27 protein-coding genes are annotated in these 26,694 nt (G+C 43.2%); 2 read left to right on the top strand and 25 right to left on the bottom strand.

Annotation, left to right across the window (positions count from 1 at the left end; genetic code table 11):
• The first annotated feature begins 184 nt into the window (after nt 1-184).
• Nucleotides 185-634 (top strand): hypothetical protein, encoded by a 450-nt coding sequence (locus T357_RS0104490; protein WP_031549193.1) that lies wholly within the window; start codon nt 185-187, stop codon nt 632-634.
• A 169-nt stretch (nt 635-803) separates the two neighbouring features.
• On the opposite strand, the gene T357_RS18995 is transcribed toward T357_RS0104490, so the two are convergent.
• The 5 genes from T357_RS18995 to T357_RS0104465 form a co-directional block, all read right to left on the bottom strand.
• Nucleotides 804-1,049, bottom strand: coding sequence for a nucleotidyltransferase domain-containing protein (locus tag T357_RS18995; protein ID WP_049962266.1), 246 nt, complete (start codon nt 1,047-1,049; stop codon nt 804-806).
• A gap of 69 nt (nt 1,050-1,118) precedes the next feature.
• Nucleotides 1,119-1,946, bottom strand: coding sequence for an ATP-binding protein (locus tag T357_RS0104480; RefSeq protein ID WP_049962265.1), 828 nt, complete (start codon nt 1,944-1,946; stop codon nt 1,119-1,121).
• Between the two features lie 114 nt (nt 1,947-2,060).
• Complete coding sequence (locus T357_RS22315; protein ID WP_442944860.1) at nt 2,061-2,213, bottom strand: HEPN domain-containing protein; 153 nt, start codon at nt 2,211-2,213, stop codon at nt 2,061-2,063.
• A gap of 208 nt (nt 2,214-2,421) precedes the next feature.
• Nucleotides 2,422-2,574, bottom strand: coding sequence for a HEPN domain-containing protein (locus tag T357_RS21105; protein ID WP_255342798.1), 153 nt, complete (start codon nt 2,572-2,574; stop codon nt 2,422-2,424).
• A 21-nt stretch (nt 2,575-2,595) separates the two neighbouring features.
• On the bottom strand, nt 2,596-2,928 hold the full coding sequence (locus T357_RS0104465; protein WP_031549190.1) for a nucleotidyltransferase domain-containing protein: 333 nt from the start codon (nt 2,926-2,928) through the stop codon (nt 2,596-2,598).
• A 757-nt stretch (nt 2,929-3,685) separates the two neighbouring features.
• Here T357_RS0104465 and T357_RS0104460 point away from each other — a divergent pair.
• The gene (locus T357_RS0104460) at nt 3,686-4,537 is read left to right on the top strand and encodes a hypothetical protein (RefSeq protein ID WP_031549187.1); all 852 of its coding nucleotides are present in this window, start codon (nt 3,686-3,688) and stop codon (nt 4,535-4,537) included.
• Between the two features lie 116 nt (nt 4,538-4,653).
• On the opposite strand, the gene loaP is transcribed toward T357_RS0104460, so the two are convergent.
• The 20 genes from loaP to T357_RS0104360 all read right to left on the bottom strand — a co-directional run bounded on the left by loaP (nt 4,654) and on the right by T357_RS0104360 (nt 26,604).
• Nucleotides 4,654-5,229 (bottom strand): antiterminator LoaP, encoded by a 576-nt coding sequence (gene loaP, locus T357_RS19985; RefSeq protein ID WP_049962264.1) that lies wholly within the window; start codon nt 5,227-5,229, stop codon nt 4,654-4,656.
• A 65-nt stretch (nt 5,230-5,294) separates the two neighbouring features.
• Nucleotides 5,295-6,359 carry a galactitol-1-phosphate 5-dehydrogenase gene (locus T357_RS0104450; protein WP_044916096.1) on the bottom strand — a complete coding sequence of 355 codons (1,065 nt, stop codon included), beginning with the start codon at nt 6,357-6,359 and terminating at the stop codon, nt 5,295-5,297.
• A gap of 101 nt (nt 6,360-6,460) precedes the next feature.
• Nucleotides 6,461-7,147, bottom strand: a complete 687-nt coding sequence (locus T357_RS0104445) for an IspD/TarI family cytidylyltransferase (protein ID WP_031549181.1) — start codon at nt 7,145-7,147, stop codon at nt 6,461-6,463.
• Nucleotides 7,144-7,803, bottom strand: coding sequence for a ribulose-phosphate 3-epimerase (locus T357_RS0104440; protein ID WP_031549179.1), 660 nt, complete (start codon nt 7,801-7,803; stop codon nt 7,144-7,146). The genes T357_RS0104445 and T357_RS0104440 overlap by 4 nt, the downstream gene beginning before the upstream one ends.
• A 4-nt stretch (nt 7,804-7,807) precedes the next feature.
• Entirely contained in the window at nt 7,808-9,169 is a 1,362-nt protein-coding gene (locus T357_RS0104435; protein ID WP_031549177.1) for a hypothetical protein, read from the bottom strand.
• A gap of 262 nt (nt 9,170-9,431) precedes the next feature.
• Entirely contained in the window at nt 9,432-10,160 is a 729-nt protein-coding gene (locus T357_RS0104430; protein WP_049962263.1) for a hypothetical protein, read from the bottom strand.
• Between the two features lie 126 nt (nt 10,161-10,286).
• On the bottom strand, nt 10,287-11,246 hold the full coding sequence (locus T357_RS0104425; RefSeq protein ID WP_031549173.1) for a C40 family peptidase: 960 nt from the start codon (nt 11,244-11,246) through the stop codon (nt 10,287-10,289).
• Nucleotides 11,243-12,010, bottom strand: a complete 768-nt coding sequence (gene aroD, locus T357_RS0104420) for a type I 3-dehydroquinate dehydratase (RefSeq protein ID WP_031549170.1) — start codon at nt 12,008-12,010, stop codon at nt 11,243-11,245. Before aroD ends, T357_RS0104425 begins: the two co-directional genes overlap by 4 nt.
• Nucleotides 12,011-12,051: 41 nt before the next feature.
• A complete protein-coding gene (nrdR, locus tag T357_RS0104415) occupies nt 12,052-12,519 on the bottom strand; it encodes a transcriptional regulator NrdR (protein ID WP_031549168.1) in 468 nt (155 codons plus the stop codon).
• A gap of 89 nt (nt 12,520-12,608) precedes the next feature.
• A complete protein-coding gene (locus T357_RS0104410) occupies nt 12,609-13,946 on the bottom strand; it encodes a DUF975 family protein (protein ID WP_031549166.1) in 1,338 nt (445 codons plus the stop codon).
• Between the two features lie 81 nt (nt 13,947-14,027).
• A complete protein-coding gene (locus tag T357_RS0104405) occupies nt 14,028-16,097 on the bottom strand; it encodes a methyl-accepting chemotaxis protein (protein WP_049962262.1) in 2,070 nt (689 codons plus the stop codon).
• Between the two features lie 48 nt (nt 16,098-16,145).
• The gene (locus tag T357_RS0104400; RefSeq protein ID WP_031549162.1) at nt 16,146-18,227 is read right to left on the bottom strand and encodes a methyl-accepting chemotaxis protein; all 2,082 of its coding nucleotides are present in this window, start codon (nt 18,225-18,227) and stop codon (nt 16,146-16,148) included.
• A gap of 253 nt (nt 18,228-18,480) precedes the next feature.
• Nucleotides 18,481-19,038, bottom strand: a complete 558-nt coding sequence (gene nrdG, locus T357_RS0104395; RefSeq protein ID WP_031549160.1) for an anaerobic ribonucleoside-triphosphate reductase activating protein — start codon at nt 19,036-19,038, stop codon at nt 18,481-18,483.
• Between the two features lie 34 nt (nt 19,039-19,072).
• Nucleotides 19,073-19,852, bottom strand: a complete 780-nt coding sequence (gene tatC / locus T357_RS0104390; RefSeq protein ID WP_031549158.1) for a twin-arginine translocase subunit TatC — start codon at nt 19,850-19,852, stop codon at nt 19,073-19,075.
• Nucleotides 19,836-20,042 carry a Sec-independent protein translocase subunit TatA/TatB gene (locus T357_RS0104385; protein WP_031549155.1) on the bottom strand — a complete coding sequence of 69 codons (207 nt, stop codon included), beginning with the start codon at nt 20,040-20,042 and terminating at the stop codon, nt 19,836-19,838. The genes tatC and T357_RS0104385 overlap by 17 nt, the downstream gene beginning before the upstream one ends.
• A gap of 84 nt (nt 20,043-20,126) precedes the next feature.
• Nucleotides 20,127-20,765, bottom strand: a complete 639-nt coding sequence (locus tag T357_RS22310) for a Sec-independent protein translocase subunit TatA/TatB (RefSeq protein ID WP_049962261.1) — start codon at nt 20,763-20,765, stop codon at nt 20,127-20,129.
• Between the two features lie 165 nt (nt 20,766-20,930).
• Entirely contained in the window at nt 20,931-23,171 is a 2,241-nt protein-coding gene (nrdD, locus tag T357_RS0104375; RefSeq protein ID WP_031549152.1) for an anaerobic ribonucleoside-triphosphate reductase, read from the bottom strand.
• A 606-nt stretch (nt 23,172-23,777) separates the two neighbouring features.
• A complete protein-coding gene (locus tag T357_RS0104370) occupies nt 23,778-24,746 on the bottom strand; it encodes a MetQ/NlpA family ABC transporter substrate-binding protein (RefSeq protein ID WP_031549150.1) in 969 nt (322 codons plus the stop codon).
• Nucleotides 24,747-24,916: 170 nt separating this feature from the next.
• Nucleotides 24,917-25,579, bottom strand: coding sequence for a methionine ABC transporter permease (locus tag T357_RS0104365; protein WP_031549148.1), 663 nt, complete (start codon nt 25,577-25,579; stop codon nt 24,917-24,919).
• Nucleotides 25,579-26,604 (bottom strand): methionine ABC transporter ATP-binding protein, encoded by a 1,026-nt coding sequence (locus tag T357_RS0104360; RefSeq protein WP_031549145.1) that lies wholly within the window; start codon nt 26,602-26,604, stop codon nt 25,579-25,581. Before T357_RS0104360 ends, T357_RS0104365 begins: the two co-directional genes overlap by 1 nt.
• Nucleotides 26,605-26,694 lie beyond the last annotated feature (90 nt).

Raw genomic sequence — 26,694 nt, 5'->3', positions numbered from 1 at the left:
GTTTTTTTATTGCCTTGATTCCTGTTTGAAACGAATCGTGTTGTTATACTAAATGCCATCACACATATATATTCAATAATGCAATGTAGTCTGAATTTAGACGATATGTATATGTTTTGATAATAACGTATGGGACGGTTCGAGATCTCTTTATGATATGTTTGGTGATATTCCGGAGGAAATATTGAAATATGTAAACAATTATAAACTCAATCTTATTACCCCTAATGAAATCAATGATTTTGGCAGATTCAACAGTGAACTCGGAACAGTATTAAAATTCATACAGATTTCAGATAATAAAACAGCAACCCGTGATATACTGAATTTAGGTGAATACAAAAATATCAGTACAAATACTGTTAATATGATTAATGAATATACCGGTGCAAAGATTTCGACAGAAAACGCAATAGGAGGACGTGTTAATATGGGTAATGCATGGAAAGAATTAATGGATGATATCCGTACAGAAGGACGTACTGAAGGTCGCATTGAAGGTCAATCTAAAGGCGAAGAAATGCTCGCCAAGCTTCTAAAGAAGCTTGATCCGGGAAGTGCTGAATTCATTAAGGCTTTAAACGCTACATCCAACGAAAGACAGGAAATGTATATAAAATACGGCATTAAATAACAGCAAACACAAGCAGTGTCGATTTCTGTTACCCTTCAAAACTCAGGACTATAGCATCCAATGCTATAGTCCCTTTGCTTTTAACCTGTAACGAACCTTGCCATATTCTCCCGATCATATCTGTCTTCATTTCGAAGCTGATCATCTGACATTCGGGTGCCTGTCACCCTTAAATGATATCCAACAACTTGTCATACATTGCCTCGTCCTCATTTACGATTATCATGGCAATATCAACGTCGGAATCTTCATCTGCCGTTCCGCGAGCTACAGAACCATACAGTATTATGGATTTTACATTATTTCCGTATATAGATTTGACTTCATCTACAAACCAATCTTTGATTGCGCTGCAGCTTTTGCACCCGACTATGACGAAAATCGGGTTATAGAAGCTATATTGGGATAGGGACAATTTCTGTCATTCTTCATCATAATCAGGTGCAAATTAAGAGTTTCCGATACTCTTATGGAGGTTTAGCCATCATTCAAACAGCTGCCACTTTTTAATTATCTCAGCAAATCTCGGCAGACAATATATGACTTTTCCATGACCATTTTCTCTGATGAGTCCCTTATCTATCAGCCTGCGTCGATAAACAGCCATTTGATTTGATTTCATATTTAGTTTCTCTCGAATCATAGATACATCTTCTATGCCTTCTGACATGATTATCAGGAATTCTCTGTCCTTATCCGAAAGTTCGCTCCAAAGCTTTGCATAGACATTCCTATCTAACTGATTATCATATTCATCAAGTACTTTTTCCCAAGGCTCACCATCATATTTCCACCTCATATATCCCAGTGCCTGAAATGCAAATGAATACCCTTTTGTAAGTTTGGCCATTTCTACTGCTTCTTCATCACTTATATTGAAGACCTTTTTATAATCTTGAGAAACCAAGTACAGTCCCAATGGTTCCAGTATTATCTTGGGCATTCGATATAGAAACGTGAGGGTCTTTTCATTTTGTAGGTCAGAAATATTATCATATAGCCCTGTCATCAAGAGGTATATAGGAAGATCCTCACGGATATATATCTGATACTGACTGACAAATGGTCTCACAAACTCATTGTTTACAACCTCATCCAACATTATAAGAACACGTTTTCCTGCTGTTTTTATCAAAGATAGCATTTTCCCGACAGTTACAGCCATATCAACCGGGACATTTTTCTGGTGTATAGAAACTCCTGCAACAGCTATGGATATATTGATATCAGCTTTTGAGAATAAAGGCTTAAGGATAGGATTTTCATAAAGTGCAGACGCTATAGTTTGAAGTATATCTCTTTCCGAACACATTGGTGCCTGTCACCCTTAAGAATCCCTTACAATTCCCAACATAAAAAACCCCAAATATAAGATACTCAAACATCTTATATCAGGAGCTTTATCCATGTACTCATTTTAAAATAATCACATTTTCCCATTCAGGAATTTTTTAACTAGGTCCAATATTTCTTCTACAACTTGTACCTGTTCTTCTGCCACTTTCTTCGAGGCAACATAAAAATCATCATAATCTGACAACTGTCTTATATTCATTTCATTTGCTATTTTCTTGGATATATCTCTCGGAAATTCTTCCGATTAAACATGAAACTGATTGAAATGCGCAATCACCCCACTATGTTTACTGCTATCAAAACTATCCAAAGAATTTAGGTTCCTGTCACCTTTAAGAATCCCTTACAATTCCCCACATAAAAAGCCCCAAATATAAGATACTCAAACATCTTATATCAGGAGCTTTATCCATATACTTATTATAAAATAATCACATTTTCTTATTCAGGTATTTTTCAACTAGGCCCAATATTTCTTCTGCAACTTGTACCTGTTCTTCTGCCACTTTCTTTGAGGCAACATAAAAATCATCATAATCTGAAAGTTGTCTCACGTTCATCGCGTTTGCGATTTTCTTGGATATATCACACTGAAGCTCTTCAGTTTATGCTGCCTTCCATAACTCTATCCCTTCATTAGTTATGTTTTTATAGAAAGGTGAGACATTTCTCCATTTTTCAAACAAAGCTGTCTCTATAAGCACTGTAGTAATAACTATGTTATATTCAAGCTCAAAAGCCACTACTATATCCAGCAGTTTGTCATACATTTCTTCGTTTTCATTTTCAATAATCAAAGCGATATCTACGTCTGATTCTTCACTGGCGGTACCACGGGCAACGGAGCCATATAATATTATAGACTTTAAATTGTTACCATATACAGATGTGACTTCGCTAACAAAGCGATCAAAAAGCTTGTCATCACTTTTTACCATATACGCCTCCAAACATACTGAATAGCTTATCCGTACAACGCTTTATAATTATAATTCTATCATAATGTACGCATATGTTGTTTTACAAAAGTTATCTAATAATCGACTCTCTACCCATAGCTTCGCCATGATGACTTCATTCAGTCACCCTGACTCCTGCTATGTCCGCCGCCTCCCGCCATACGCCTACCACGACACTTTGTTCTTCAGCTTCCTGAATCTTTGAGATATCTTTTTTTACGAAATATTAAAAAAATATTTTCTCTATTTATAAATATTTTATAACTTCTGTTTTTTAAAAGCAACACTACTTCGTCTTCTCCGGGAGGGTTGTAAAGTCCTTATTTTATAGAAAAACCATCCCTTTTTAACAAATCCTGTAAGCCTATACTTGTATTTTCGTCATAAAAAGATTCTTTCATAAGGGGAACCAAATAACATACAGAAAAGCACCATGTAGTCTGAATTTAGACTATTTGAAAACTATTTAGGCTATGCTATGATGCTCACATCTGAAAACTAATTCAAAAACATTCGACATTTTTAATCTATAAAAATCTTCCGGAACAGTCGTTCTTTATTATACAGATTTGATAGTTAAGCCAGAATAAGTTTGAATAGAAAGTGTAGGTAAATCAGTGGGCGCACTTGATACTGAAGCAAAAAAATTCTTAGGAAAAAGGAAGCATTTGCAGATGCTTTCAATTTTCTTCTCTATGATGGAGAGCCTATTTTAAACCCAACCAACTTACATGAAATGGATACTTCTCAAATCACTGTCCCTTACGGAAATAATGCACATTTACCGGTTCAGAAATACAGAGATCTGCTACGAATATGGGAAGCCAAGACAGATGGAAAAGCCATATATGTGATTTTGGGTGCAGAAATCCAAGGTAGAGTTCATTATGCAATGCCCGTAAAAAATGGATTATACGATTGGATAGGATATTCCAATCAGGTTGAAGAGACAAGAAAGTCTTTCAAGAAGAAAAAAGGACTACACAAAAATGATGCTGAGTTGTATGCTGAAGATGAAATCCTCAAGATAAAACTTACAAGTGATGAGTTTTTATCTGGCTTCAGAAAGTGCGATAGGCTGATTCCTATAATTACAGCTGTGATATACGTAGGAGCTGATCCCTGGGATGGTCCAAGAAGTCTTTTTGATATGATGGATGTATACGATAAGCGACTCATCCCATTCCTAAATAATTATAAGCTAAACATTATATCGGCTGCAGATATGGACGAAGAAGATTTCGGAAAATTCCAAACAGATTTAGGCTTGGCCATGCAGATAATCAAGCATCAGAAAGTTGATGCCGATAAAATAATTGAGAAGACAAACCACAGAAAAATTGATTCTGATGCAGCCTTCTTTATCAAAGAAGCTGCTAAACTTGATCTGGAATTTGAGCGAAAGGAGACTAAAATTGATATGTGTGAATCTTTAAAGAAAAAAGAACAAAGAGACAAAATAACAAGTGCAGTTGAGGTTTACCGCGAATATGGCGAATCTGACGAGGATATCATTCAAAAAATTATCAAAAAATATGATGTGACCAGAGAATTTGTCACTTCATTAATGTCACTAGCGACAAAGTGAGCCTAGAAATAATGTTCGTGATACTTTAATGGAAATGCATAGAGCACATGGATTCATTTGACTAAAAAGCTATGGCATGTTTAGATGCCATAGCCCTTCCATGTTAATCAACCAACCTAAGCCTTCACTATTCTCGCCATATTCTCACGGTCAAATCCATCTTCTCCCCCGAGCTGATCTCCGGAAATAAACTTCACGATTTCAAGTCCGATGTTCACTTCCACCTCTCGTCCCATCATAGTTACACATATGGTAGCTCTTCTTTTATGGCGATCAAGTTTCCTGATTTCCCCTGTCCAGCCTTTAAATGATCCTGAGGTTATCTCGATCATATCATCTACACGATATCCTTCTGAATTCCGGACGATATGTTCTTCACCGCCAAGTCTTTTGAGATATTCCTCTTCCTCCGGTCTGATGGGTGTGATTATGTCGTCCACCCGGAGTAGCTTTAAAGGATGTTTTTCTTTTCTTAATCTATAGTCAAAGTCTTCAACCATATCAGAATTTAGATCTGCAAATATATATCCCGGGAAAAACGGATTAGTGTCTTTGATCCAGCCTCCGTTTACTTTGTATTCCATTTCGTTTTCCAATACAAATACGGCTTCATCTTCTGCCGCCACATCGCATCGAACTTCTTCGGCAGCTTTGTATTCTTTGCCTTTCATTGTCTGGATCACGTACCACATATCACTATCGCCCCTTCAGATATTGCTATGCACTATATTAACACACAAAAACGAAGTGCGAAACTTCACCCCTCTTCAACCATTATCTTGATATAGTCTTCCTTCTTATCTCTCATGATGAGGAGCCCTTTTTCAAGCTCCGAAAGAGGCAGCTCATGGGTTATAAGTTTTTCGGGATGAATGTTTCCTTCTGCAATTCTCTCAAGCACATAGTGCCAGTCATCCTTTGCAGCTTCCGTATCATCCCCAAGATAAGATGAATTCCATGTCCCTCTTATGCGGAGCTGTTTTCTCAAAATCTTCCAGTAGTTTCCCTGGCTTAATGTCATATCCCCTGCAGGATTGCCAACGAGGCATAACTGTCCTCCTGCCTTCACCATATCAAAGCCCTGCTCCACGGTCTCGTTCCTGCCTACACATTCGAAATATGCATCAACCCCAAGGTCCGATGTCTTCTCCCTGATCCATGCTTTTGCATCACCGCTTTTTACGTCAAAATAGTGATCTTCCGGAAGTCCGATACCCAGAAGTGTCTTTTTCTGAAACTCTTTATTGCCAAGGGCATAAACTCCCTTGATTCCCTTGTCCAAAAGGAACATTATCAAAAGCTGTCCAATGGTTCCCGCGCCGCAAACAAGCACTGTATCATCCGGGCCAATCTCAAGCTGTCTCATGGCATGAACCGCCACCGCCATAGGCTCCAGCATGGCTGCCTGCCGGAAAGAAACATTATCCGGAAGCTCTATGAGATTCCACTTCGGTACTGCTGCGTACTCCGCAAATCCTCCATCGGTTCTGGAACCAAGATAACTGTAATGAGAGCACATCTCGTATTTTTTTGAAAGGCAAGCCGGACACTTCTTACAGGGAATCAGCGGGAATATCCCCACTCTTTTTCCAACGAGTTCTTTGTCCTCGGGATCCCCGGTTTTCTCCACTATTCCGGAAAATTCATGCCCGATTATGAGGGGCATATTGTGTGCACCACTCTTATAGACTCTCGGCACATCCGAGCCGCATATACCGCAGGCCTTCACCTTCACCAGCACCTGATCCCGGGCCAATGCAGGCTCCGCCACATCCTCATAAAAATTTATATTTCCGACACCATCCAGCTTCCAGGCTTTCATTTCTGTCTCCATTCCTAAAAATATTATACCATCTTATACTTCTGCACTTTCCATTAAGATAGTATGGGCATATATTATAAAAATAATGTTTCTTAGCCCCTTCAGCATTCCGTCCTGAATCTCTCAAGATCTCTCACTGTTGTAATCTTGTAATTATCTTCATCCCCCGGGATAGTCACGATATCCATCCCGGCAAGAAAAGCAGGTTCTGTTGAGCCGTTGATGCTCCCCATCCTGCCATCCTCAATCATTTGTTCATTTGCCTTTAAATATTTTCCGTAAAGAAAAAGCTCCGGGGCCTGCCCCGCCATGATTTCTTTCCGTTCAAGCAGAGCCGAAATCTTCCCGGTCCCGTCCACTTTATAAACCGTGTCCTTCATTGGCAACACCGGAAGCACACCGTCATATCCCTTTAAGGCATTACCCATATTCTTTATCAAAGTTTCCTTGAGCTTAGGTCTCGCGGCATCATGTATGAGGACAGAATCCTCTTCTCCGGCCTGACCCTTCAAAGCCAGAAGTCCGTTATATATTGACCATTGTCTGGTCTCCCCCGGAGCTGCAAAGCCCGAAAAAACATGCCGGTCATCATACTCCTTAAGAGCAGTGGTTATTGCCTCCTGCCACTTTTCATCCGCCACTATGACTAGAGACTCTATATCCTTGCACCCTGCCAATGTCTCGATGCTGTATTCGATGATCATCCTGTCATTTACTTTAAAATATTGCTTTGGGATGTCTCCCCCAAGTCTCGTGCCGGTTCCCCCGGACAGCAAAATTGCTCTCATACCCTTTTCCTTACATCTTCGATGATATCCTTATACGGTCTGTCCTTCCCGAACAGTATATTGGTACCCAGGATAAACCCATCCACTCCTTTTGGTCCGTAGGTTTCCACCTTGTCATAGGTGCAGGCTCCATCCCAGTACATCTTGAAATTCATTTCATTTTTAAGCTCGAGAAGTCTGGTTACCTTGAAATCCACATAAGGAAGGTACATCTGTCCCGCATTACCGGGGTTCACACTCATAACCAGGATCTTGTCAACGATTCTCAGCATTTCATAAACGGTTTCCACGCTGGTTCCGGGATTAATGGCTATGCCGGGAATCATCCCCGCATCGATTATGTCCTGAAGAGTTGATGAAGGGTGGTACTCTGCCTCGGGATGGATGTAAACTGTATCTCCTTTTCTAAGCTTCTTTAGAAACATCTGGATCACATTCCTGGGATGTTCTATCATGAGGTGTACATCCAGAGGTTTAGCAGTGGCTCTCGCAATACAGTCAAGATCATATAGAGACATTGCAAAATTAGGAACATATCTTCCATCCATTATATCGATATGGAAAGAATCGATGTCCGCTTCTTCCAATGCTTTTACTTCATCATACAAGTGCCCGAAATCCGCGCACATCATGGATGCATTAAATTCTATTCCCATATAATCACCCCTTTTCCTCACTGATTACCATGGCGTTCTGTATCATGATCGGCATATTTACAGCCTTGCACAGTGTCACCAGACTGCTTGGATCCCCATAATAGGCATCCGCCATCACCAACGCCCTGTCCAAATCTGCAGTGTCATCGAAAATTCCGATTTCATTATCTTTATAATACTTTATTCTCTCTTCAAATTCTTCCCAAAGCTCCGGCTTTAATGAGCAGATGGTTGCTTTCATAAGCGGATGCGGTCTCCATAAAAGTGCAACATCAGCCTTATGTTCGACGAAGACATTAAACACATCACGGATTTTTTTCAGCATCTGCTCAGGGTCATGCAGAAATGCTGTGATACTTGTATTGTAAATGATTATCTTTTTACGGCTTCCGTCAGGTTTGTATATGAATTTTTTCCACTCTTCCGGGATTGCTACATCCTCCATGGTCATGGACTTTATTTTTTCAATCTTCGGGGACCCTGTGCCCTTTATCTTTTTTTCAAAATAATCCCGGTTCTCTTCGCCGGTATACATGACCATGCATTCGATATATACCTTCCGCATATTTTCGGACTGTACGATGACTTCATCTGCATAGAGCACAGCAGGGAGCTTCACAAACTTTTTCATCCCTTCAAGGGCACTTTTATTATAAGGATCCGTCTCTTCCAGAACAAAATAAGGAATATAAATCAGCTTATCAGTATATTTCCTGAGATTTTTCGAATAGAAAAAAGGATGAACTGTGGTCACAAGATTCTGGTCATCATAGGGATTATGAATGTATATCTCATCCGGATGATTTGCTTCCAGATTATATTTTTCATAGGAGGTCACGGGTACATCCTTGGGAAACTCATTTCCCTCATAATGCATCTCCCCATAGGTACCATCAGGGTTAATGTCATAGTACGGGATGGGTATGACCTTCGCCTCCACCTGTGGATCTGCGTCTGCCTTTTTCCACACAGTTTCAAGAGAATCCCACATAGAAGCTTTGTAGGGAAGAAAGACCACTTCCTTTATTTCCGGGAGGTCATTTTGCATTCTGTTTGTGATCTCGAAGAGGCTTTTTCTAAGCTTCTTATAAAGCTTATCCACAACACAGGATTCGCCGTTTATAAGCTGATTATATATCTGAAAGATCAATTCACAGTAGTTTTCCAGAGCCTTTACGGAGGTGGTTCCCTCTCCTTCAGACTCATCGATTTTCTGCCCCACGGCAATAGCGGTATTCTGACAGTCCAAAAGGCAGGTGACAGCTGAATCCATATCCCCTTTATTTAGACATTGAACTATATTTTCGTGCGCATCCGAAAGAAGCCCAACAAGTTCCATCAGCTGTTTTTTCAGATGTTTCTTCATGTTGCGGCCCCCTTCCCGACAAGAATAATGCAATATCTCGTACTTAATTTCGACTCTATTATACAAAAATATAATCAAAAAACAGAATGCCGGAATAATCAGTATTGACTCTATGAAGACTTGAAATTCAGGTTATCCACCGGAGATAACCTTGCATTCAAAAACGAACCCCTAAAATGTACAATGGTACTCTTAGAGGTTCGTTTTCTGTTTTTTCGGCACAGCACCCTGCATTTAACGATGCCTGCCGGGTATTAACTAATCATGCTCCATGCTGCTTGTAGTAGTCATCAAACAGCTGATTTGTTGCTTCAAGGGTCTTCTTGCTGATCTCCGGAAGCTCTCCGCCCCATGCCTTGGTAGCCTCGTTGTATCCGGCCGTAACGGCGGATTGAAGGCTCTTCATGAGTTCAACATTATCACCTGCAAATGCTGAAACAAAATCAAAGATTCTCTGGGAAGTTTTCTCCACACTGAAGTAACCGCCATCGGAGATCGCCTCCTGAGCTGCGGCCCGGGTCTCGGGATCTACAGTGTAGTTGCCGCTGGCAATGAACTTCCAGATGCCGTCGCCATCCTGTGTGAGCTGAGAATTAGCTGCACTCCACTGACGGAACTGCTCTCCCAGGGTTCCTGAGGTCATCTTCTGAAGGAACTTCGCCTGAACTGCCTCCTGCTCGTCCTTAAGCTGTGAGATGATCTCGGATCTTTCGGATTCGCTTAGCTTTGTAACTCCAAATTTGTCGGCCTTTGATACATCAAGAGCTGACGATTTCTTTCCGGAGGAAGCGCTCTCAGACATGTCGCTGTCCTCCGAGGATTTTGATCTCACAAAGGAATCAACAGACATATTGAGCTCTGCTGCCTCGGTTGAGACATTATCCTGACTCTGTAAAGATGATTTCTGCGACTTCCCTGTCTCATCGGTCTTCTTCGTAGAGTTTGTGCTTTTTAAAAGCATACTTGATGAATTGTCTATACGGGATAACATCCTTGTCTCCTCCTGTAAAACTGATCAATTCTGTTGCAAATGGATAGACTTTCACACTATCCTTAACATGTTAATCGACATTTTTGAGCTAATATATAAACCCTAAATGTTAAAAGACAATGAAAATCAATTTGCTATAAACCGCCCATATGCGTATGGCCGCTTGTAATCATAACGGTTAACTTTAATTCCCGCCTTACGATTGGCGGCATGAACGATCATATAGTTTCCGGCATAGATGGCAACGTGATTTATATAGCCGGTCTCGTCCGCATAGAAAATCAGGTCTCCCGGCATCACTTCCTGCCCCTTGAGATAGACACAGTTTGCATACTGGTCACGGGAGGTTCTTCCGGTGATGATACCGAAATGTCTGAATACTTCCTGCACGAATCCCGAACAGTCACAACCGTTAGTGAGGGAGGTGCCTCCCCATACGTAAGGATTACCCACAAACTGCATGGCAAAACTGATCAGTGACTGCCTTGCTCTGGTGGTATACTCGCTTTCATTGGTGAATTGCTGTAGTACGTTGTAGTCAGCATTAATGTAATTCTGTATAGATGCTGTATCGAGAACCTCTTCCTCCTGCTGCTTTGTCATCACATCTTCAGGGTCGGTTCTCACGGTATCTGAGGTACTTGAGGCCGGCTTATTGTTAATAAACACAGTTGTTACTGTCTGATTCTTTGCCACAGAACCCGAGGAGCTGCTTTGCTCCGCATCAAGGGGTTTGGGAACCGGATCCTCTGTTTTCTTTTGAATCACCACTTCTCCGGTAATGCCGTACTTTACTGTCGTGTCAGAGGAATTACCCGAAGTATCGGTTCCGGTATTGTCATCAGCTTTTTCTTCAGCATTTCCTTCATTCTCTTTTTTAATCTTTGAAGAACCAAAAACCTCTTTCGCATCCTCCCCGTTCGCCAGCCTCATAAAGTCATTCACCGTCATGGAGGCATTTCCCTCAAACATCTGCCTTGTCCCGGCGGCAAAAACAGGTGTCGCTATAAATACAGCCACACCTAAGGATAACGCAATTATGCGTAACAGTTTATTCAGTTTGATTAATTTCTCAAACTTTTTCACAGCACCTCCATCATTTCGAGCACTGTTTCTATGGGCATCTGTCCGGGGGCGCTGGTTTCTCCTACCGTTGCGAATGTATAATCCGAACCGAATACCGCTCCACTGACACGGCTGATCCTTCCGAGGTCTCCCATAGACATGGTGATCATCTCATGCTGTCCTTTATCCTCTTCTTTGAACTTTGCGGTAGCATAGAGAACCGCGGCAACATCCTTCGGATTCACAGGCATAAAAGCAGTTTTTAAAATGTCTGCGCCTGAACTTCTCAATATCATGAACTTGTTGATTATCTCATCCACATCCGGAGTGTAGGAAAAATTATGATATGAAGCTATGGTTATGACTCCATTTTTTTTAGCCAGCTCAAGTATACGGCTGAAACTGTCGGCAGCCACCGTATCCTCCAGGTCCACCAGTCCAATGTCTCCGCTTTTAACAGCATCACTTACAAGTCTTTCGTAAACCTCAGGATTGTCCGGGAATTCTCCGCCCTGACACTTCGTCCTGATGGTGAAAAGCAGCTTTTTTCCTTCAAGTGTCCCGGCAAGCTCTTTCAAAACCTTTAAAAGATTTGCGGAAGCTTCGTCTACGTAAGACTCCCCAGGCTTTGAAGTAATGTCAATGGAGTAAAGCTCTTTCGCAAGATCAAATCTCCACTCAACGCAATCCGCCACAGTTTCTGAAATTGATGCCGCTTCTTTCAATATAGTCTCTTCATCCGCCCCTGTAACAGGAACAATGATTTTAACTTGATGCTCTTTCATCTTCAGGTCTCCTCAATCAAATGTCAGCTTTGCTGTTTATATCATTTTTCCTTTTTCTGAGTTTTCAGCAGCTTGCCGATCTCATCCACAAAAGTATTAACATCCTTGAATTCTCTGTAAACTGACGCAAATCTTACATAAGCTACCTGATCAAGAGCCTTCAGCTTATTCATAACAAGCTCTCCGATCTCAGATGTTGTTATCTCACGGTCTCCCATTGAGAAAATCTCATTCTCAATCTCATCCACCACATTACTGATCTCAGCCGTGGATACCGGTCTCTTGTGACAGCTTCTCACTATACCTGCCTCAATCTTCGAACGATCATATGGCACACGGCTCTGATCTTTCTTGATAACCATCAAAGGAATGGTCTCAAGCTTTTCATAGGTTGTGAATCTCTTTCCGCAAGTCTCACACTGACGTCTTCTTCTGATGGCTGTATTGTCATCAGCCGGTCTGGAATCGATAACTCTGGTATCTTCTGCATTACAAAACGGACACTTCATATTTTCCCCCTTTATACTCCTTTGCGGAGCTCCCCTTGGGGTCAGACCCCCTTACATAATTCTTAAGGGGGTCTGACCTACCATTCAATTTACTCCTCGCCTGCATTACCCTTCTCATTACTCTTATGGTGAATGTTGTGGAACGGATCCGGATTGTCAATGGTGATGTCGTGATCCTTTTTCCACTGTACGTAAGCAGCGTATGCATCCTCTTCGGTATTGTAGTTTTTCTTTAAACCTTCCTCCGGCTTAATTGTTCCGGCACCCATATCCGATTTAGCATCATAAGTCTTATCAAAGTCGCTCTCTTCATTTCCAAAAGAATTTTCAGTGTCGTTATTCTCAGCATTTAAGAAGCTGCCGACTTCAGTCACGCTTGTGGCTGTGCCATCACTCACTGTAGAATCATCTGTACCATATGTACCTGAATCTGCAGAAGCATTATCCTCATATCCACCGAAATTTGTAAACTCACTCCTCACTTCTTCAAAGCTTCTGCTTCCGGATTTAGTATCTGCCGCCTTATACTCCGAAGCTGATGATTCCGATTCCACATCCTCCGGTTCCGTGTAGCCCGCCATCACCGCTTCAGCTATGGACGGCTTCTCGGCATCAGGTTTTGCATCCCCCCTGACATAAACATCCTTCGGAGTACTGATGTAATCCTGACCGTATACACTTAGATAAAAGATACTTAAAGAAGTATTGAAGTACGGTATGATCCAAAGTCCGGCAATACCAAAGGTTATGACGAAAATCACGAACCATCCAATGAAACTGAGCTCCAGACACATAAGCTTAAATTTTCTTTTTCTCATAAGATGAAGCGAAACGCCGATGGCTTCCCATGCACCCATTTCCGGATGATCCGCAGACGCAAAACTTGCCATACTGAGAAAAAGAGCAACGATATACATGATAAAACTTGCGATATAACTTGTGATCTTGTAATCCATGGATCTTTTGCCGTAAACAATCCCTATAACAGTTTCAGGAACCATGATCAGAATCTGTATAAGCAAAATAATGAGAATAACTGAGAAAAAATGACTTAGATGGGCACCGTCCGAAAAGCCCTTAAACACATCAAAAGCCGAAACCCGTCTGCCCTTTGCGATATTAAGGTAAAGCTTCTGAGTGCCGAGCATCAGCCCCGAATAAAGGAAAAGCCCAATAAACAGAAGGGATGCGATAATGATGCCTATCCCCACAAAAAACAAAAGCTTCCGCCTCTCATCTCCCACTAATCCAGGGATTAAAAATCTACCCGTAGCAGGCGCTATGATACCCACAAAAACAGTACAAAACAGCGCAAAACTCCAAAGCATGACGCAGACCAATGTCAAAATCATGGCTCCCGCCGCCGCCATCTTATTGCCCCTCAACTGTCTTTTAGCAAACATCTTAATCTGAGCTATAGTCATCATATTTCTACACCCTCCGCTTCAAGTCACTTAGAATATTATACCAAAAAAAGAGGATGCCGTGAACGGCATCCTCTATATTCATTATGGTAACTTGAAGCGCTCCACCAACTCATACAGCCGCTTTGCCTCATTTGCAAGCTCGATACTTGCGGCAGCGCTCTGCTCCGCAGTTGATGAGTTATTCTGTACAACCTCGGAAATCTGTCCGACACCGATACTGATCTGATCAAGAGCATCCGCCTGCTTGTGTGACGCCTCGGAAATCTGTCCGATCATCTCATTGGTCTCATCCGCAAAGCCTGAAACCTTTTCCAAAGCATCCGCTGTATCATCAGTGATACCCTTACCATTGTTTACTGCCTCAGTAACCATCTGAATAAGATCGCTGGTGCTCTGAGCCGCTTCCTGACTGCGCTTCGCAAGATTTCCTACCTCATCGGCAACAACCGCAAAGCCCTTGCCTGCCTGACCCGCTCTTGCAGCCTCAATGGCAGCATTGAGAGAAAGGATATTGGTCTGGAAAGCGATATTATCGATAATGCTGATGACATCCTGGATCTTGTTGGAAGCTTCCTCGATCTCATCCATGGAAGTCGTAAGCTTATGCATCTCCTGATTACTCTCGGTAATGGCATCCTTGGTGCGCATGGCAATCTTACTTGCCTTTTCGGCATTCTCAGCATTGGTCTGCACCTTGTCATTTACCGAACTGATGGTGGAACTAAGCTCCTCAACGGAACCTGCCTGCTCGGTTGCACCCTGGGCAAGAGCCTGGGAACCATCGGAAATCTGTGAAGAATTGTCCGCAACCTTACCTGCGCTAATGCTGATGTCCTTCAGAGTCCGTCCAAGAGTGGACTTAATTGTATTCATGGAATTAAGAGCCGATCTCATATCTCCCACATAATTTCCGGGACAGGTACTCTCAACTGTAAAGTCTCCATCTGACATTACAGAAAGCATGAATCCGAGATCTTCTATGATACGCTTAAGATTCTCAGACATATGCGTAAATGTTCCGGCCAGCTCACCAATCTCATCATTAGGATACTTGTAATTACTATCCACTTCACTGAGATTGAACTCTCCCACATTTTCTGCGATCTTCATAAGTGGCTTAACCGGTGCCAGAGACTTGTTGACAACATATGATGAAATCATAACAAGTGCAACTACTCCGATGATTCCTATGATCGCAACAATCATAAGGGACTGATAAACCGCTGCCCTTACTTCATCCTTATGAACGATACTGGTGAGAACCCAGTTGATATCCGTTCCGTTGATCTTAACCGGTACGAAAATCGCGAAGGAGTCCTTGCCGCCGATATTGTCCTTAACTGACTTCAGGAGTCTGTCTCCACCTGTAACACTTTCAATGATGGAATCAGAAAAATCAGCTGCCGTACCAACAGTCGCCGGATCTCCCGTATTTGCGAGATAGGTCTTGTTGGAATCATTAACTGTAACATAAGCACTGTTATAGCCACCGTTTGAATATTCCAGATCGGCCATGGAACTGAGCTCCACATCACAGTTTGAAACTCCGATGAACTTTCCGTCATCCATAATAGGAGTTGAAATTGTGATCAGATGAAGGACTGAACCGTCTTCACAGGTCCACTCATACGGGTCTGTTATATGGGTGAGACCTTTTTCCTTAGCAGGAACGTAGTAGTCGGCAACTCCGTAACTATCGTAATCCGTCAGGATATCCGTGCCCAGACTGCCTCCGCTCTTATATACGTAATAGGAAAGGCCATCCGGTGTGTCCGGGAAGAAAACATTAGGCTCAAAGGCATAGTAGGCTGCGAATACTCTTCCGGAATTAACAGCCTCTCTCATGGACTCGAGGATAGCCTCCTGACCCTTCTCTCTGCCCATTTCGCGGTAATTCATGATACTGTCGCCAAGAGAGCTTGCGTAGATCTCGATACCGCTGACATATTTCTGTACCGTTGTCACGTTCTGATCCGCGATATTTTCTATCTGGGTCTGAACCATAGTGTCAATGTTTTTGAAGGTAACTATTCCGAAAACAATGCACATGACGGCGATAACCACAAATACGGTAACTGCCAGCACCATAGGTATCTGCACTGCAAGGCTCATGTATGGTCTTTTTTTATTTTTATTATTTATGTTAGACATACTCTTTTCACCTCTCGATACTTAAGCATTCATACGACAAAATTTCCATTACCTAAGCTTGAAAGGCTTTACGATTTCCTTCAGCTTATTTGCTTCATTGGCAAGCTCAATGCTGGCTGCCGCGCTCTGTTCAGAGGTTGAGGAATTGGTCTGTACAACCTCCGAGATCTGTCCGATGCCAATGCTTATCTGTTCAAGTGCTTCCGACTGATTTATGGATGCTTCGGAAATATCCTTGATCATGTCATTGGTCTCATCTGCGTATCCGGATACTCTTTCAAGAGCTTCTGCCGTATCATCGGTAATGCCTTTTCCTCTGTCAACCGCTTCAGTAACCATCTGTATGAGATCGCTGGTACTTTGTGCTGCTTCCTGACTGCGTTTTGCAAGGTTTCCTACCTCATCCGCAACAACCGCAAAGCCCTTTCCTGCCTGTCCCGCTCTTGCCGCCTCGATAGCTGCATTGAGGGAGAGGATGTTGGTCTGGAAAGCGATATTGTCAATGATGCTGATGACATCCTGTATCTTATTTGAGGCTTCTTCTATGGAATCCATGGATGCTGTAAGCTTGCTCATCTCTTCATTACTTGCTGCAATGGCTTCCTTGGTGCGAAGAGCAATGGTACTTGCGTTGCCTGCATTATCGGCATTGTTTCTGACTTCCTCACTGACGTTGTTAATGGTGCCGCTAAGTTCCTGAACAGAACCTGCCTGCTCGGTAGCGCCTTGTGCCAATGCCTGGGATCCGTCTGAAATCTGAGACGAATTCACTGCCACTCTCTCTGCGGATTCACTGATATCCTTGAGGGTATTTCCCAGATTTTCCTGAATTGAATTGATGGACATCAGAGCATTTTTCATGTCACCGACATACTTCTCAGGGCATGAACTGTTGGCGGTAAAATCACCTTCTGCCATTCCGCTGAGAACCACATCCACATCGGAAATGATGGATTTCAGGTTATCAGACATGGAAAGGAAGGTATCCGCAAGTTTTCCAAATTCATTGTTTGGATATTCGTAATTATTCTGAGCGTCGGAAAGTCTGAATTCACCTACGTCTTCAGCCGTTTTCATCAGCGGTTTGATAGGTGCAAGGGCTGAACGGACAATGCTGAATGCCACGAATGCGAGGACTGCGATTCCGATTATTCCTATCACTATGATTATCAGAAGTGATGTATAAACCGGTGCATATACCTCTGAGCGATGAACGATATTGGTGAGTACCCACTGAAGATCCGAACCCTCAAGCAGTACCGGAGTAAATACCACAAAGGACATTGCCCCGTCAATCTTGTCCTGGATATCGGTTCTTATTACAGTCTCTCCTCCGAGAACACGCTGAACTATGCCTTCATTGTAATCCACAACCTGTCCTGCAGCTTCAGGGGTCTTGGAATGAACAATGTAGGTATTCTTGTCATCGGTTATGGTCATATATGATGTTTTGTAATTGCCGTTTGTATAGTCAAGATCCTTTAAGGTATCAAGGAGCATATCGCAGTTGGCAACACCGATGAACTTACCGTTTTCCACGATAGGTGTACTTAATGTAATAAGCCATACAGCGGTTCCGTCTGAAAGCTCATACTCATAGGGATCGGTAAGGTGTGTTTTAAGGCTTGCCTTTGTAGGCGCATAGTAATCTGCCTCACCGTATGAATCAAAGTCATTCAGGATATCCGTTGCAGTTCCGTTTCCGCTTTTATAAACGTAATACGATAATCCATTATCTGTATCACTGAAAAATGCATTTGGTTCAAATGCAAAATACGCAGAAAAAATCTTGCCGGACTCAACAGCACGGGTAAGGGCTTCAATTATCGCCGTTTCTCCGTCCTCTCTTCCCAAGTTCCTGTAATTCATTACGCTGTCGCCCAGGGTATCCGCATAGATATTCATACCATCCATATACTTCTGGATAGTAAGAACATTTTCCCTGGCAACATTACTGATCTGTTTCTTTGCAAGGTCATTGATGGACCTGATGGTCAGAACACCAAAGGCTATGCAAATGATCACAACTACGACAAGAACCGCACCAACAACTATGGTTGGTATGCGGACAGCAAGGCTCACAAATTTACCTTTGCCGTTCTCTGTCTTTTTCATTTCTAACTTACTCATACTGCCTCCTGCCTGGTATGAATTTCGCATTACTGCTAAGTTTTTACACTGTCTATCTTTCATATCGGCAGAATATGGTTTTTGTTAAGTGTTAAAAGAAAAATTGTTTTTCGGGTTGGGATTTAAAGAAAACCGGCATAGAATACGCCGAAGCCGGAGGGCATCCGTTTAAAGGCGACTCGCCTTTAAATGGATGCCCTCCTGCTACGGCTACGTTTTATATTCCGTATGAGCTATTAGACATCAAACATTTTTACAAATGTGATGTGTTTGAAACTGTGAGGTTGTCGCCGGGGTCCCAGAGGACGATGTGACCTGCTTTAAGGGACTTTTGGACGTCAATGGTTCTCTGGTTTGAGGAACCTTTGTAGAGAAGGGTGATGTCTTTAAGGTCCTGTTTGAATTCGCCGTCTACCAGGACATCGGTTCTTTCAAGGATCTCCCGGGTTTCGGGGATCTGAGACCACATGCGATCAAGCATATCTTCATCGAAGAGGTAACCGGAGAATATCCAAAGGTCCTTTTCCGGATATCTTTCCTTGAACCTTTTTACGAGGGAAACAAGTCCTTTTTGATTCTCCGGCTCGAAGGGTTCTCCGCCTAAAAGCGTAAGGCCTTGATATGCTTCATCGGATAGTTCGTCGAGAATGCTGTCTTCAACTTCCTTTGTGAATTCTTTTCCGTAATTGAAATCCCAGGCGATTTTGTTGAAGCAGCCCGGGCATGCATGAGTGCAGCCTGAAACAAAGAGGCTGAGTCTGACACCCGGTCCGTTTGCTATATCAAAATGCTTTATTTCCGCGTAATTCATTTTAATCCTCATTTTGCCGCTTTAAAACGGTGGCTTATTCGTTTTCGTCATCTTCCTCGGGAACTTCAACAGATTTTTTCCTGAAGGCTCCTAAAACTGTGCAAAGGATGACACTGAGTTCATACAGAAGGAGCATTGGAAGAGCCACCATTACCTGGGATACTATATCCGGAGGAGTAACTATGGCCGCCATGATAAAAATCACAACGATCATTATCTTTCTGGCCTTCTTCATCCACTCTACTTTCAGTATTCCGAGCTGAGTAAGCAGCACTGTGACAACCGGAAACTCAAATATCACCGCAAAAATGATGAATATGGTCATTAGGAAGGAAATATAATTTCCGACACTTATTGAAGCTGAGACATTAACACCCCTACTTACATCAAGCAAAAAATAGAGCATAAAGGGTATCAGCACTTTGTAAGCAAACAATATCCCCAAAAATCCAAAAATGATGCCAAAGATGATAGCCAGCAGGAAAAACAGTTTTTCGGATTTCCTGAGTCCCGGACTCATAAATGCGTATGCCTCATAGAATATAAGAGGCAGCCCAATAAGAGCTGCAAAAATGAGGGAGATTGAAAAAAACTGGATAAGCATTTCCTGTGGTGCCAGATATACAAACTGGTAGCCCTTGGCTCTTCCTATATCAAGAAGCACAGACACGATCTTCTCGGCCTGCCCCAGTCCTACAAACGCCGCTATCACCAGCACCACCACGATTACAACGATGCGGTTTCTAAGCTCTGTGAGATGACCGCTCAGTGTCATCTCGCCATCAGCCGGCTTCTTCTCAGTCTTTCTTTTCATCAGTTGCTGCCTTTGTCTCGCTTACTTTATCTTCCTTGTCCTTACTCTCTTCCTCTGAATCAGCTATGCCGTCTCTGAAGCTCTTTACAGACTTTCCAAACATCTTTGTAAGCTTAGGAAGCTGTGTAGGTCCGAATACGATTACAACAATTGCAAGTACGATTAATAATTCCTGTGTTCCGATTTTCATGATTTTCTCCTCTATAAATACATATTTTTGCCGTTTATTTCTGACATGCAGATGCAGATTTAATCAGCTCTTTTGTTTTAAACATTATGCTCTGTAATGACCGACTGTATCAAATTTGCCGGTTTCTTCGGCAGGCTTCTCAGCCTTTGCCTCTTCAGCATCTGTGTCTTTGGTTTCTGAATGCTCTTCTGACTTCGCCTCGTTTGACTGATTATCGCTCTTCGTTTTTTCTTCAGCCATTCCGGAATCAGCTGCAGCTGACTCAGAATCTTTCTTTTCAAGCTTTTCTTCTGATGTCACTTCTTCTGCAACGGTACCAGGTTCATCTGAAATCAACTCTGTCTTATTCTCTTCAGCCTTTTCTACCTCTGCTGTGGCTGTTTCAGCCCCATTCTCTTTCGTCTTTTCCTCTGCCTTAGGCTCCGGTTTTACAGATGAAGGCTTTCCGATGTCATTCACCGTTTTCTTCACATCATCGATGTTCTTCTTGATCTCATCTGCCACTTCGGTAACCGGCTGCATAGCTTCCTTTATGGGCTTCTGTGCCTCTTCCAAAGGTTCTATCACCGATTCCCTGATGTCCTTTGTCAGATCGTTTGAGACATTCCTGAATGCCTTCAGGGATTCCCCCAGCTTTTTTGCATATTCAGGAAGCTTGTCAGGACCGATGACGATGAGCGCCACGACGAAAATGATGATTAATTCTGAAAATCCTATTTTCATAACTCGATTCCTTGATCTTTCCTTCTATATCTTTCTATAACCTAATTATTATAATTGTTCACACACATATAATGCAACATCAAAAAAAGAAAAGCTCCGACCTTTTCTGCGAGGTCGGAGCTTTCCTGAATTGGGGTGTATGTCTACAATGAATGTAAATGACTTTTACAGATGAAGCACTCTGTCCTTGATCTCCTGGGTACGGCCCTGGTTCCAGTACTGGGTTCCGATGTATCCGCAGGTTCTTCTGGCAACGGACATCTTGCTCTGATCACGGTTTCCGCAGTTAGGGCACTCCCAGACAAGCTTGCCCATATCGTCCTCTATGATCTTAATCTCGCCGTCATAGCCGCAGCACTCGCAATAATCTGACTTGGTGTTAAGCTCAGCATACATGATGTTGTCATAGATGAACTTGATAAGACTGAGTACTGCAGGAATGTTGTTCTGCATGTTAGGAACCTCTACATAAGAGATAGCTCCTCCCGGTGAAAGCTTCTGGAAATCAGCCTCAAACTTAAGCTTGGTAAATGCATCGATCTCCTCACGAACATTTACGTGATAAGAGTTTGTTACATAGTTGTGATCTGTAACGCCCTCGATGATTCCAAATCTCTTCTGAAGAGCCTTTGCAAACTTGTAAGTTGTGGACTCCATCGGTGTACCGTAAAGTGAGTAGCTGATGTTCTCTGCCTTTCTCCACTCTGCACACTTGTCATTCATGTGCTGCATTACCTGAAGTGCAAATGGCTTTGCCTCAGGATCTGTGTGTGACTTTCCTGTCATGCGTACGCACATCTCGTAAAGACCTGAATATCCAAGGGAGATGGTTGAATAGTTGCCATAGAGAAGTCTGTCGATCTTCTCGCCCTTCTTAAGTCTTGCGAGTGCACCATACTGCCAGAGGATAGGTGCAACATCTGAGGTTGTGCCCTTAAGTCTCTCATGGCGGAGTCTCAATGCCTTATGGCAGAGCTCAAGTCTCTCATCGAAGATCTTCCAGAACTCGTCCATATCTCCGTGAGCTGAACATGCAACGTCTACAAGATTGATGGTTACAACGCCCTGGTTGAAACGTCCGTAATACTTATGCTTGCCTTCTGTATAAGTCTTGCTGTTTGACTTGTTTCCTGCATCGCAAAGACCCTCTGCAAGTGACTCGTTATCCGGTGTAAGGAAGGATCTGCATCCCATGCAAGGATAAACATCGCCCTTGTACTCCTTCATCTTCTTAGCGGAGATGTAATCCGGAACCATTCTCTTGGCTGTGCACTTGGCAGCAAGCTCTGTAAGGTAATAGTATCTTGACTGAGGGTAAACATTATCCTCATCGAGAGTGTAGATGATCTTCGGGAATGCCGGTGTGATCCAGACACCCTTCTCGTTCTTAACGCCCTTCATTCTCTGCTTCAGAACTTCCTCGATAACCATCGCAAGGTCATCTCTTGTCTGTCCCTCAGGAACCTCATCCAGGTACATGAACATAGTTACGAAAGGAGCCTGGCCGTTGCAGGTCATGAGAGTAATGAGCTGATACTGGATGGTCTGAACGCCTCTTGTGATCTCCTCGTGAAGACGCTTCTCAACGATCTTTCCGATCTGCTCGGCTGTCATCTGAACGCCGGCCTCAGCATTCTCCTCCTCAACCTGGCTTCTGATCTTCTGACGGGAAATGTCTACGAATGGAGCAAGGTGTGACAATGTAAATGACTGTCCGCCGTACTGGTTGGAAGCAACCTGCGCAATAATCTGCGTTGTGATGTTGCAGGCTGTGTAGAAGCTGTGTGGCTTCTCGATCATGGTCTGAGAAATAACTGTGCCGTTCATCAGCATGTCCTCGAGGTTTACGAGGTCACAGTTATGCTCCTTCTGAGCGAAGTAATCAGAATCATGGAAGTGGATAATGCCTTCGTCATGAGCTCTTACCACATCCTCGGGAAGAAGAAGTCTCTTTGTAAGATCCTTGGAAACTTCACCTGCCATGTAATCACGCTGTGTAGAATTGATAACAGGATTCTTGTTGGAATTCTCCTGCTTCAGCTCCTCGTTTGACTGATCGATAAGTGAAAGGATCTCATCATCGGTTGTGTTTGACTTACGTGCGATCTCTCTCTTGTAACGATAACGCACATACTTCTGAGCAACCTCATAACCACGCATCTCCATGATGCCGGTCTCAACCATATCCTGGATCTCTTCAACCGATACCGCACGATTGAGCTTTGCGCACTTTGCGGCAACATTCTCGGAAATGCCCATGATCTGGTACTCATTCATCTGATAAATAGGCTCTACCTCATTGTTTGCCTTACGGATAGCGTTAGCGATCTTTGAAATATCAAACTGGACTTCCTTGCCGTTACGTTTGATAACATTCTGTTTTACGACTTCTGTTAAAACTTCCATATCTGCTCCCCCTTTATTTACATCCACACCGCAGAAAGAATTTCAGACCAGTTCCCTTTAACCCGAACCTCGAAAATCTTTATTATATTTTGTGCCCGGACCAATGTTTCGGCCTCGACATCTTCTGATGATTTCGTAATTTCATCAGCCTAAGTGCATTTTCAAAAATATATTTCTTCTATAGTGTTTTTACCAAATATTGTTTTTCTCGTCTCTAAAAACACTATATCTTGTGTGCAGAAATACTATACTACTATTTCCACCGGATTTAAATACCAAATATCCAAAAGTCAATTTTTTGTAAAAAACGGAGAATTTTAGCAATTTCCACCTAAAAATCCACCCACGATTTCTCATAGATTACAGGGGTATAAATCAAGCATTTTCGCGGTCTTCCGGGCTTTCGCCGGTTTCGCCGATGTTTTGTTGAAAATTCCAACTTGATTTTTAAAATCTTAAATAATCACTTAAATTTTGTCATATTATTGTTTTCGGGAGCAAAGAAAAATCCCTGCAGAGCATATGTCTGCAGGGATCAAAAATCCATATGTAGGTGGGAATCATCACTATATATAGTGATGGCAGCTCATGTGTTGAGCATATATATTACTTCATCGGGATAACGCCGCCCTCATAAGTATTTGTGATGTACTCAGAAACCTTCTCAGACTGAAGCACTTCAACAAGCTTCTTAGCCCACTCTGAATCAGCGTCAGCATCTGACACTACCACAACATTGGCATAAGTCTGGGCTGCCTCTGAAGAAGCATCCTCCTGAGCAAGAGCATCTGAAGGCTTGAAGCCGGCATCGATGGCATAGTTACCGTTCATGCAGGCAAAATCAACTGACTCGATAGATCTCGGGATCTGAGCAGCCTCAACCTCAAGGATCTCAACATTGTGAGGATTCTCAACGATATCCTGCTTTGTAGCTGTGAGACCTACACCCTCCTTGAGAGTGATGATGCCGTTAGCCTGAAGAAGCTGAAGAGCACGAGCCTCATTGGTTGTATCGTTAGGAACAGCGATCTGAGCCTTGTCAGCGATGTTTGAAAGATCATTTGCCTTTCCTGCGTAGATTCCGAACGGCTCATAGTGGATAGCGCCCACTGATGTAAGGTGGGTTCCGTTCTCAGCATTGAAATCATCAAGATATGGCTGGTGCTGGAAGTAGTTAGCCTGGATCTCGCCCTGATCTGTAGCAAGGTTTGGCTGAACGTAATCATTGTAAACAACGATGTCAAGGTTAATGCCTGCTGCTGCAAGTTCATCCTTTGCCTGCTCGAGAATCTCTGCATGAGGGCTTGGTGTTGCACCGATCTTAATGTCTACTGCCTCTGCAAGCGGCTCTACGGCACTGCCTGCCTCAGCAGCTGCCTCTGTTTCCTTAGCGGCTTCTGTCTCGCCTGCTGCCTCTGTCTCCTTGGCAGCCTCTGTTGCTGCGGATGTTGCTGCGGATGTTGCAGCTGCTTCTGTTGCTGCAGCTGTTGTTGCCTTGGTCTCTGATGAACCGCAGGCTGCAAGTGATGCTGCCGCAAGTACTGCTACAAGAACTACTGTTAAATTCTTTTTCATAATGTTCCTCCCTCGTTGGTCCTTTGATTTTTCGTCTTGTCAGACGAAGGACTTACGTATACCGTTTTTTGGGGAAACGGTGATCCCCACGACAGGTTTGACCTGTCGGTTTTATTTAGACTGACACTCCTTCGGGAAGCACCAGAGAAAATACGAAAACATTAAACTTGTCAGTTCCTTGCTCTCTTATCCGTAGCCCTGGAAACTCTCATCCAGAATTCCTGAATGATCTGTACAAGCACCACAAGGATCACAACCGCGATCATCATGATATCTGTCTTGTAGCGGTAATATCCGTAGTTCAGGGCGATGGCTCCCAGGCCTCCGCCTCCTACAAAACCTGCCATAGCCGAATAGCTGAGGATGGTTGTGATACAGATTGCGGCTCCCACAAGAAGGCTTGGCTTTGCCTCAGGGATCAGCACCTTGTAAATAATCTGCCAGTTGCTGGCACCCATTGACTTTGCGGCTTCTATAACGCCGGCGCTTACCTCTTTAAGTGAGGACTCCACCATTCTTCCTATATAGGGGGCGGAAGCAATGATAAGGGGCGGAATGATAGCCTTAGGTCCCAATGTTGTCCCCACCAGGAATTTGGTGAGGGGCAAAACCATTACCAGAAGGATCAGGAACGGAATGGAACGGAAAATATTGATAACCACACCAAGTGCCGTGTGCACCGGATTGCAGGGTGCGATACCGTCCTTATCCGTTACAACCAGGATAACTCCCAGGGGGATACCTATAAGATATGAAATAGCACTGGAGATGAGTGTCATGTAAATGGTCGCCCAGGTCTCCTCAAAATACATGGAAATTGATGCTGCGTCCATCAGTTCACCTCCTCAAACTTTATACTGTTGTCCTTAAGATAATGCAGGATCTTCTCTGCATCCTCTTCCTCTCCGGGAAGCTCCACCACCATCTGGCCCACTGCCTGACCTTCAACTTCCTTAGTATTTGCAAAAAGGATGTTGACCGGCACCTTGCAGGTGAGCACCAGATCCGAAATGATAGGCTGATGAGCAGAGTGGCCGTCAAATACGATACGTATCTTCCTGTTACTGTCTACACCGAAATCCACCGGCTTCACGGAGTCAGCATTACCATCCCCAAGGATAAGCCTGCGGCCGATTTCTGTCTTCGGGTTGCTGAATACCTCCGCCACAGGTCCGCTCTCGGCGATGTGGCTGTGGTCAATGATGGCCACGGAATCGCAGATGGCTTCGATAACCGACATCTGGTGGGTAATGACTATGACCGTGACTCCCATCTCCTGATTGATCTGCTTCAAAAGCTCAAGGATCTGAGTTGTGGTCTTTGGGTCCAGGGCCGAGGTTGCCTCATCACAAAGTAGCACCTTCGGATTTGTAGCGAGAGCCCTTGCGATAGCCACTCTCTGCTTCTGACCTCCGGAAAGCTGTGCCGGATAGTTCTTTACTCTGTCTTCGAGACCTACGAGTTTGAGCAGTTCCATGGCTCTCTCCCTGGCCTTCTTTCTGTCCGTTCCCGCGATTTCCAGCGGGAAGGTAACATTATCCAGAAGATTACGCTGATCCAGAAGGTTAAACTGCTGGAAGATCATGCCCATGTTTCTTCTGGCTTCGCGAACCTCCTTTTCGGAAAGATCGCCGAGGGACTTGCCCTCGAAAATAACTTTACCACTTGTGGGTATCTCAAGATAATTTATACATCTTACAAGTGTTGACTTTCCTGCGCCGGAAAGTCCGATGATTCCCTGAACGGAACCCTCCTTTATATCCAAATTAATGTCATCAAGCGCAACAACATCCCCGGAACTTGTGTGAAATGCCTTGCCCATGTTGACCAATTGGATGATTACATCACCCTTAGCCATTAAGTTCCTCCATATATCGAATTCAATATGCATCAAATTTTAGTACACGGTTGGGATTTAATCAATTAAATTAAAACGATAATGAGTTAT

This window comes from Oribacterium sp. FC2011 (assembly GCF_000701645.1).
Classification (GTDB): Bacteria; Bacillota; Clostridia; order Lachnospirales; family Lachnospiraceae; genus Oribacterium.
Note: the sequence above shows the minus strand (reverse complement) of the source record. Positions and strands in the feature narration are given on the sequence as shown.